Source organism: Helicobacter didelphidarum, from assembly GCF_003364195.1.
GTDB classification, from domain to species: domain Bacteria; phylum Campylobacterota; class Campylobacteria; order Campylobacterales; family Helicobacteraceae; genus Helicobacter_A; species Helicobacter_A didelphidarum.
Map to the genome: position 1 here is coordinate 1 of NZ_NXLQ01000123.1, position 1,516 is coordinate 1,516.

Below are 1,516 nucleotides of genomic sequence, written 5' to 3' on the forward strand. Positions count from 1 at the left end.
AATGCACCATTATTTATGGATAATGACACATTTCTTACCTATCCTATACCAATTCACTCAAGAATGATTGTGTATAATTTTGCCTATGGATTATTCGGTGGGAGTCTAGACACAGGTGGGTTAGAAGTCGCACCAAATATATTATTATACGCAGCACTACAAAAGCTCACAGCCACAGGCAAAATAGCTAATCAAAGTGCATTGACAAGACATGGTGTAGTAAAGCAGATTCTTGCTTTTATTATCCCAGATGAGCTAAGAGGTGGATTAGAAGATAAGGATTTTTATCAAGCCATACTTACAAGAGAGATTAGCGCTAACACACTCAAGCTTGAATATAGATTGGATAATCATAATGCAAGATTAAAAAAAGACAATATTAATATTGATGAGATAATACAATCTTATAATCTTAATGAAAAACAATGCAAAAAACAAAGCATAGCATTTGATTCAAAGAAAAATATTATTGTAGATTCATATAATATTTGTATTGATTATTTAGCAAATATACTTGATAATAAACCAAAGCCTACAGATACAAGGAAATTTGTAGAATCCCTTAGAAATATCGCAAAGAATAATATCCTAGCAATCTATGAGGGAGTGGCTGAAACAAACAATGCACCAAAAATATTTGGACGCATAGCGACAACGATTATACAAAACGATGGATTGCATTTGGGATAGGAGCATAAACAAATGAATAAGATACAACAAATCAAACAATATTTGTTTGCAAAAAAACCAAAAAGCAAGAAACAGCTATTCATACAATGTGCAATAGGGTTATTGCTCGGCATATCAATAGGATTGTATCAAAATTATCCTCAGTTGAAAAAGAATTGCAAGGAAAGTCTTAAAACCATACAAGATGATATAAATAGACAAGCAGCCTTTAGGCTATTTCCTATATGTGGCTTTTCTAGCTTTACTGGTGATTATTGTGCTGGAAAAGAACAAGTAAAACAAGAAATAGAACAAAATAGAGACATCACATTAGGGGAAAGATTATGTTCTTATTTGATAGAGAAGTGAAAACATACAACATACAAGCACCAAATGGATTAGAAGTAGTATTTGACGCAAAGACACATCTTATTATGCCAAATAGTAAATATCCAAATGAAAAGTATCCTAATCTTACAAAAGCAATAGATATAAAATCTAAAATGATACTTGATGCAAAAGCTGCAATGGATGCTTCGCCATATATCAATTATAAGCCTATGATATTTAAAAAAGATTCTGATATGCATGGGTTTAGAGGATATAGAAATGCAAATCTCTATGTGCTAAATTGGAAAAATCTCTATCTTAAGGGAAATATGAAAGGTATCAAAGTAGCCCCATGGACGAAGAGTGAAAAAGCTTATTATAAAAGCCTAGATGGTCGGGGGAGATATAATTATCTTGTTACAAGAAGTGGGATAAGAAGTGCTATAATCACCTTACCACCAAATGCTATGCGTGAATATGAGAGACCAAAAGAAAAAGTATATATAGAGGCGTATGA

General features: G+C 32.2%; 2 protein-coding genes and 1 pseudogene. All 3 read left to right on the top strand.

Annotated elements, in window-relative coordinates:
- Nucleotides 1-690, top strand: a 690-nt coding sequence (locus CQA53_RS12770; protein WP_407918857.1) for a hypothetical protein, incomplete at its 5' end; no start/stop codon positions are given.
- 12 nt (nt 691-702) lie between these two features.
- Entirely contained in the window at nt 703-1,038 is a 336-nt protein-coding gene (locus CQA53_RS11340) for a hypothetical protein (protein ID WP_115544011.1), read from the top strand.
- Nucleotides 1,014-1,516, top strand: a pseudogene (locus CQA53_RS11345) (hypothetical protein); the annotation flags it as partial. The gene CQA53_RS11340 and the pseudogene CQA53_RS11345, both read left to right, overlap by 25 nt.

Coding starts and splice junctions, on each gene's coding strand:
- CQA53_RS11340 (WP_115544011.1), top strand. CDS start 703: ATGAATAAGATACAACAAATCAAACAATATTTGTTTGCAAAAAAACCA.